The organism is Mongoliibacter ruber (assembly GCF_003003005.1).
In the GTDB taxonomy this organism is placed as follows: Bacteria; Bacteroidota; Bacteroidia; order Cytophagales; family Cyclobacteriaceae; genus Mongoliibacter; species Mongoliibacter ruber.
Map to the genome: position 1 here is coordinate 41,157 of NZ_PVTR01000009.1, position 6,374 is coordinate 47,530.

Genomic DNA, 6,374 nt, shown 5'->3' on the forward strand with positions numbered 1-6,374 from the left:
AATGGACTCCAATGGGCTTTTTTTATAAATATTCTTCAAACGATTAATTGGACCTACAACCTATTTTTCTCCTGGTATCGATTACATAAGTAATTTTCCAGCCTTCACTGGTCTTGATCAACTGGAATGAATTGACACCACAATGACTAAACCCTTCATTGACATAAAATTCATAAGGAGTCCATGCAGATGCCATATCTCCATCAATTTTGATTTGATACTCCAAGATCCTCTCATCTAATATAGTATTGGCCGGTGTAGTTGCTATCCTATTGATAAAATCTCTGACGCTATTGCTACCCAATGAAGAAGCATCCTCTCCACTCTGTACCGTGTGCATCAAGGCATCTTTGTGAAATGCATTTTCTACAAGGCTTGCATCTTTACTTTTCATTCCTTCAAACAATGAGGCAATGACAGCTTCCACATTTTTTTCTTCTTGAGCAATTGCCTGAAGAGACATAAAGCCAAATAAAAGGAGTGTAAAAATTATAGATTTTCTCATTTTTTCTGAATGCTTCCTCCTGTACTTGTTTTCACTTCCATACTTTTGGGATTTCCTCCATAATAGATCTTTCCTGCAGTGGCTGCAGAACCTACAATGGAACCCGTGCTATTGAAATATACAGATGCGGCAGTATTTGCCAAAACATCTACATCAGATGCATCAAAATTTTTCCCATCCACCTCAGCATTTGTGTAAGCCTTTATCCTCAATTCATCAGCTTCGCCATTGACCACAATTCTCGCATTGGTTGCCGCTTCAATTCGTAAAACTTCAGAAGTGACATCAGCTTCTATGTATCCGCTAGTAGCAGCAAAGAGGTATGCCTCCGCAGCTTCGATAGCATCTTTGGCTACTACACTGGCGCTGGTCGTAGCTTCTATACCTTGAATATCCCTGTAAGTAATGACAACATTGACCGAATGATTTCTAAAATTACCCCTTCCCAATTTGACTTCAAGTGTCTTGTCTGAGATACTGGATTCAATCTTGTCCAAGTCAATCCCTGTTGCCTTGATTTCAATTTTATTTTCATTCCCTTGGACGAGTTCCGCCTTGATAGAGGTACTCACCTTGACCGCATTGAAATTGTCGAGTCTCCTGGTTTCGGTACTGGTCTGCGCATAAGTCAGTCCCAAGCTCAGTAAAAAGATAAAGAATGTCAATTGTGTAAATCGTTTCATATTGTATGGTAATTGGTTTAAACTCCACCGTAAAGCTTAAATGTCATATTCCTCAAAGCAGGATTATTGACAGCATAATGCATGGCTTCAGCGATTTCTGCCGGCGATACCCATTGAGGAAAATCCGCATCGGGCATAGACGCTCTGTTTTCAGGAGTATCTATCACACTAGGCACAAATACATGTGATCTTACATTGGTATCCTTAGCTTCTTCAGCCACGTAATCTGCCAGCTCTATTACCATTCTTTTACTCAAAGCATATGCCACAACACCTTTGCCATCTGAAGGCTGAAGTGCCGGACGGGCCCCTACAAACAGAAAACATCCAGAATCTGCCTTTTTGAGCAAAGGAAGAAAGCTTTTTACCATATTATAGGTAGAATAAAAATTTAGTGTAACCATTTTATGGATCTGATCAAGGCCGGTTTCCTCAATTGTACCCATGGCAAAACCGCCCACTAATAGTCCGATAGCGTCCACTTCTCCGTATTGTAACTGGTATTCCTTGGCGAATTCGACAACTGATTTTTCATCGGTCACATCTACTTCGTAGACATCATCAGCCTCTTCCACTTCCTCACCCGAATCCGGTAAAACCGTGGCTATCACCCTATACCCTTCACGTTTAAATTTTTCAACTACAGCTTGCCCTAAATTTCCAGCTGCACCTGTTATAATTATATTTCTTTCCATATTTACATTTGTTTAGTTTTAAGTGCTTTTATAATGTTTTTAATCATCCATGTCACACACAAAATCTGTATTCAGGATCTCAGAAAATCGCAAATTGCGAATATTTGTCCTTAAGTTATTCTTATATATCGTCTTATTTTTTTTGAGTAAAACTTCAATCCCATTCAACCAATGGGCATCAGGGATATCAGGACTGCAAAGTATAATCGGAGCTCTGCTCTTTTTATTGGGTGGAAACATCCTAATTTCCCTCGCCCGAATGCTTACCGCAAGGTTCTATCTTCGAAAACAATCTGACGAAAACCTTCATGGCAACTTTCTTCTTGGTATTACATGGATTTCCAATATACTAAATTCAATTGTATTCATCTCAGCACTCATCATGGCCTTTGGTTTCCGACCTTTTGAGTTTTTGACCAGTTTGACCATAGTAGCTGCAGCTATTGCAATCATTTCCAAAGAATATATCACAAATACCGTCAATGGACTAATAATCATGTTTACCGATCAATTTTCTTTGGGAGATATGATTAAAATCAATGAGCAAAAAGGAATCATCAAAGATATCACTCTCCTCAACACTGTGCTCAAAAGAGATGATGGACTTACCATGATGATCCCAAACAACCTGATGCTCAGCACTCATGTGATCAACTACCGGTTTACTGATAGAAAGGATGTAGAATTTATTTTTGAAATACCTGTAGAAACTCAAATGAGTCTTAAAGAAATAAGAGACAAAATCGAGCCTAAACTTTCGAACCGGTTACAGTCGAAAGAAATATCAAAGTTTATCGTAGGTTTGAGCGGTATCTACAAAGAGAAAATCGCTTTTAAAATAATTATTGGGATAGACCCGGAAAAAGAGCCGGAAATCAGAGAAGAGTTTGACGAAATTCTATTGGAAATATTATATGAAAAAAAGTAAGGAGAATCATTTTGACCTGATCTACCAAGTGGTCCAACTCATTCCAAAAGGAAAAGTAACATCCTATGGGGCAATAGCAAATTACCTCGGGCTCAAAAGTGGTGCTCGAATGGTAGGGTATGCCATGAATGCTTCACATACCCAACCTGATATACCCGCCCATAGAGTAGTCAATAGGAATGGGGTTTTGACTGGCAAGCATCATTTTAGCAACCCAGGGGAAATGCAGGAAAAGCTAGAAGCAGAAGGTCTCATTATTGAACAGGATCAAATAAAGAACTTCCCCAATTTTTTCTGGGATCCAAATGACCTAAAATTAGATCAATAACCACCTTTTATTGGTATTTTTTTGCCAAAATCAATCTTTTTTAACTTTTTATTAGCGTAATGGGTCAAATGTGTATGCTTTTTGCAAAGTATTTTTTAAACAGTAACAGATATGGAAACAGCCCTAAAAAGTCACATCGCAGAAAACCTTAGAAAACACAGAGTACTACGAGGTTATACTCAGGAATATATAGCCGAATATTTGGGAAAGAAGGACTACACTGCCTATTCCCGATATGAGCAGGGTCGATCAAATTTAAAAATGGAAGATGCCATCAAGCTGGCTGAACTTTATGAAGTGGACGTTCAGGAATTGATTTCCATAGCTCCTTCTGTCAACCATTCTTATGATTTTTCTAAAAAGACCAACGGACACAGCCCCCAAAATGGACAGATATCTGTATTGGTAGACCTTGATGGATCATCTAGTAATCTGGAAAGCAACATCCTAAGGCTAAAAAAAATCAATGAGCTCATTGCAAGGCAAGAGCTCTAATTATTTTTTACCCTAAGTAAATAAAGACCGGTAAACATCAGTAGGCCGTTAAGTATCAGCACTTCGAAGCCGAACTTATATCCCCATAAGAGTTTTTCTGAGTTTTGGCTAATAATAAATGCCAAGGTGGGAGCGGCTATTGCGACATAAGGCACCAACTTGTCTTTTACTTTCCAGTTGGTAAATAAGCCGAAGGAGTACAAGCCTAGCAATGGCCCATAGGTATAACCTGCAATAATGAATACTGCATTGATGACAGATTGATCATTGATCCAACGAAAAGCAAGTATCACAAAAAACATCAAGGCCGTGAAAGCCAAGTGAACGCGTTTTCTGACTTTGACTTGGTTCTGTTTTTCGTATTTTTTCTCAATTTCTAAGAAATCATAGCAAAACGAAGTAGTCAAGGCAGTTAAGGTTGAATCCGCACTTGAATAGGCGGCTGCCGTAATACCAAGGACAAAGACTATCCCTGCAAATGCCGTAAACTCTTGAGTGGCAAGCATAGGATATAAATCATCCGTTCTTAGTGGGATCTGAATGCCTTTTGCTTCAGAATAAAGATAAAGAAGAACGCCTAGGCATAAGAATAGAAGGTTGACGAAAACCAAAATTATGGTGAACCAAAACATATTCTTCTGAGCATCACCAATATTTCTGCAGGTAAGGTTTTTCTGCATCATGTCCTGATCTAGGCCTGTCATGACTATGGTAATAAATGCACCAGAAGCGAATTGCTTGAAGAAATTGGTTCCTGATTGCCAATCCCAATTAAATATTTCGGACCTGGAGTCTGCTGATATTGTTCCTACAAAGTCAGAAATCCCCAAAATACCCAAGTCCTTGGCAACCAAATATATACTAACCCCTACAGCAAGCAACATAAAAAATGTCTGAAGAGTGTCTGTCCACACCACCGTCTTGATTCCACCACGGTGAGTGTATATCCATATCAAGGAAACTGTAATCAGAACAGATACCCAAAAAGGAATTCCCCATTGGTCAAAAAGTATCAATTGAAGCACTCCAGCCACCAAAAAAACCCTGATGGAAGAACCCAAAGTTCTTGAAAGAATAAAGAAAAAAGCACCGGTTTTATATGACCAAAAGCCAAACCTGTCTTCCAGGTAAGCGTAAATAGACACAAGGTTGAGTCGGTAATATAGCGGAAGTAACACCTTGGCTATAACCAGGTAACCCACTGAATACCCCAACACCACTTGGAAATAATGGAAACTTGTATTGCCCACTTCGCCAGGTACAGAGATAAAGGTTACTCCTGACAAGGAGGCGCCAATCATCCCGAACGCTACCAAAAACCACGGCGATTGTCTATCCCCCGTGAAAAACGTGTCTTTTGAAACATTTCTTGAAGTAAACCAAGAAATCAAAAACAGGAGGACAAAATATGATGTTATTACGATTAAAACTAAATTTGAATTCATAAGGGATTAGGAGACAATTGCGCTAAATTGTTTATAATAATTAAATTTGCAAAATGAATTACCATACACAAGCTTATCCACAGTTGGAAGAAGTAGAAGTTTTACTAGAGGAAGAGATAGACACAGACGAGTGTGAACTAGTCGTCTTCAATGATGATGTAAATACTTTTGAGCACGTAACTAAAATCCTTATCAAGGTCTGCCAACACTCTGTAGAACAGGCAGAACAGTGCACGCTTATCGTCCATTATAAGGGCAAATGCACAGTAAAAAAAGGAAGCAGAAATAAGCTCAAACCAATGTGCGAGGCTATTCTTGATGCAGGAATACAAGCCGCAATCGTCTAAAAAGTTTCTCTGTGAACTTCCCTTCAAAATTAATCGAAGATGCTGTCAATGAAATGAGTCGTCTTCCCGGAATCGGGAAAAAGACAGCTTTGAGACTGGTATTGCACCTACTCAAGCAAAAAGAATCGGTGACAGAAGAATTGAGCCATGCCCTATTGGCTTTGAGAAAAGAAATCAAGTATTGCCAAAAATGCCACAACATTTCAGACACTGATGTATGTAGCATATGCAGGGGAGTGAGAAGAGACCGCTCGATCATTTGCGTGGTGGAAGATATTCCAGACGTTCTGGCCATTGAAAACACCTCTCAATATCAGGGACTTTATCATGTATTAGGGGGTGTGATTTCCCCAATTCAGGGAATAGGTCCTGATGAACTGAAAATTGAGTCTTTGATGGAAAGGATAAGACTTGCAGAAACCGAAGATAAAGTCGAGGAAGTGATTTTAGCATTACCAGCGACAATGGAAGGAGACACTACATCATTTTATATTACCAGAAAACTCAAAGCGCTGAATATCAAGGTAAGTACAATAGCAAGAGGTATACCCATAGGTGGCGAACTTGAATATACCGACGAAGTTACACTAGGAAGGAGTATCCTGACAAGGGTAAATTATTCCGCAGATTAATAAAAAAGGTTTGTGCAAATAGAATCCCTTTCTATATTTGCAAACCCTAAGGGAGACTATTCCGATATTCATCGTAATGGCTAAAGCGTCCCGACGAAGGTCGGGAAGGTCATCGGTTCGAATCTCTTCAGAGGATAGATTATTTTGGAGGTTCGCTCCAATCGACTTATAAATATTGGGGGATTAGCTCAGCTGGCTAGAGCGCTACACTGGCAGTGTAGAGGTCATCGGTTCGACTCCGTTATCCTCCACAATAAATCAAGACTTGCAGAAATGCAGGTCTTTTCTTTTATCGGCTGGATAAAGCGTCCCGACG

At 39.5% G+C, this 6,374-nt stretch carries 9 protein-coding genes and 1 tRNA gene; 6 read left to right on the forward strand and 4 right to left on the reverse strand.

The features are described 5' to 3' along the window. Positions 1 to 43: 43 nt before the first annotated feature. From CLW00_RS15060 to CLW00_RS15070, 3 genes are read right to left on the reverse strand one after another with little or no spacing between them, the layout of a single operon-like run. On the reverse strand, positions 44 to 505 hold the full coding sequence (locus CLW00_RS15060; protein WP_106134524.1) for a nuclear transport factor 2 family protein: 462 nt from the start codon (positions 503 to 505) through the stop codon (positions 44 to 46). Further along, positions 502 to 1,188 carry a head GIN domain-containing protein gene (locus CLW00_RS15065; protein ID WP_106134525.1) on the reverse strand — a complete coding sequence of 229 codons (687 nt, stop codon included), beginning with the start codon at positions 1,186 to 1,188 and terminating at the stop codon, positions 502 to 504. The genes CLW00_RS15060 and CLW00_RS15065 overlap by 4 nt, the downstream gene beginning before the upstream one ends. A gap of 17 nt (positions 1,189 to 1,205) precedes the next feature. After that, the gene (locus tag CLW00_RS15070) at positions 1,206 to 1,883 is read right to left on the reverse strand and encodes an SDR family NAD(P)-dependent oxidoreductase (RefSeq protein ID WP_106134526.1); all 678 of its coding nucleotides are present in this window, start codon (positions 1,881 to 1,883) and stop codon (positions 1,206 to 1,208) included. A 142-nt stretch (positions 1,884 to 2,025) separates the two neighbouring features. On the opposite strand from CLW00_RS15070, the gene CLW00_RS15075 reads away from it, so the two are divergent. The 3 genes from CLW00_RS15075 to CLW00_RS15085 all read left to right on the forward strand — a co-directional run bounded on the left by CLW00_RS15075 (position 2,026) and on the right by CLW00_RS15085 (position 3,634). Further along, positions 2,026 to 2,811 carry a mechanosensitive ion channel family protein gene (locus CLW00_RS15075; RefSeq protein ID WP_245917313.1) on the forward strand — a complete coding sequence of 262 codons (786 nt, stop codon included), beginning with the start codon at positions 2,026 to 2,028 and terminating at the stop codon, positions 2,809 to 2,811. Beyond that, on the forward strand, positions 2,798 to 3,139 hold the full coding sequence (locus CLW00_RS15080) for an MGMT family protein (protein ID WP_106134528.1): 342 nt from the start codon (positions 2,798 to 2,800) through the stop codon (positions 3,137 to 3,139). Before CLW00_RS15075 ends, CLW00_RS15080 begins: the two co-directional genes overlap by 14 nt. Positions 3,140 to 3,250: 111 nt before the next feature. Beyond that, positions 3,251 to 3,634, forward strand: a complete 384-nt coding sequence (locus tag CLW00_RS15085) for a helix-turn-helix domain-containing protein (protein WP_106134529.1) — start codon at positions 3,251 to 3,253, stop codon at positions 3,632 to 3,634. Here CLW00_RS15085 and CLW00_RS15090 read toward each other — a convergent pair. Next, on the reverse strand, positions 3,631 to 5,079 hold the full coding sequence (locus CLW00_RS15090) for a sodium:solute symporter (RefSeq protein WP_106134530.1): 1,449 nt from the start codon (positions 5,077 to 5,079) through the stop codon (positions 3,631 to 3,633). The genes CLW00_RS15085 and CLW00_RS15090 overlap by 4 nt on opposite strands. Positions 5,080 to 5,132: 53 nt before the next feature. Here CLW00_RS15090 and CLW00_RS15095 point away from each other — a divergent pair, with 53 nt between their 5' ends. From CLW00_RS15095 to CLW00_RS15105, 3 genes are all read left to right on the forward strand, one after another. Then, positions 5,133 to 5,426 carry an ATP-dependent Clp protease adaptor ClpS gene (locus CLW00_RS15095; protein ID WP_106134531.1) on the forward strand — a complete coding sequence of 98 codons (294 nt, stop codon included), beginning with the start codon at positions 5,133 to 5,135 and terminating at the stop codon, positions 5,424 to 5,426. 11 nt (positions 5,427 to 5,437) lie between these two features. Further along, a complete protein-coding gene (recR, locus tag CLW00_RS15100; protein ID WP_106134532.1) occupies positions 5,438 to 6,058 on the forward strand; it encodes a recombination mediator RecR in 621 nt (206 codons plus the stop codon). A 177-nt stretch (positions 6,059 to 6,235) separates the two neighbouring features. Then, positions 6,236 to 6,309, forward strand: a tRNA-Ala gene (locus CLW00_RS15105). The last annotated feature ends 65 nt before the right edge of the window (positions 6,310 to 6,374 follow it).

What these genes read in the sequence shown, in the direction of transcription:
- CLW00_RS15065 (WP_106134525.1), bottom strand. Translation starts at nt 1,188, where the DNA reads ATGAAACGATTTACACAATTGACATTCTTTATCTTTTTACTGAGCTTG.
- CLW00_RS15085 (WP_106134529.1), top strand. Translation starts at nt 3,251, where the DNA reads ATGGAAACAGCCCTAAAAAGTCACATCGCAGAAAACCTTAGAAAACAC.
- CLW00_RS15070 (WP_106134526.1), bottom strand. Translation starts at nt 1,883, where the DNA reads ATGGAAAGAAATATAATTATAACAGGTGCAGCTGGAAATTTAGGGCAA.
- CLW00_RS15060 (WP_106134524.1), bottom strand. Translation starts at nt 505, where the DNA reads ATGAGAAAATCTATAATTTTTACACTCCTTTTATTTGGCTTTATGTCT.
- CLW00_RS15090 (WP_106134530.1), bottom strand. Translation starts at nt 5,079, where the DNA reads ATGAATTCAAATTTAGTTTTAATCGTAATAACATCATATTTTGTCCTC.
- CLW00_RS15095 (WP_106134531.1), top strand. Translation starts at nt 5,133, where the DNA reads ATGAATTACCATACACAAGCTTATCCACAGTTGGAAGAAGTAGAAGTT.
- CLW00_RS15080 (WP_106134528.1), top strand. Translation starts at nt 2,798, where the DNA reads ATGAAAAAAAGTAAGGAGAATCATTTTGACCTGATCTACCAAGTGGTC.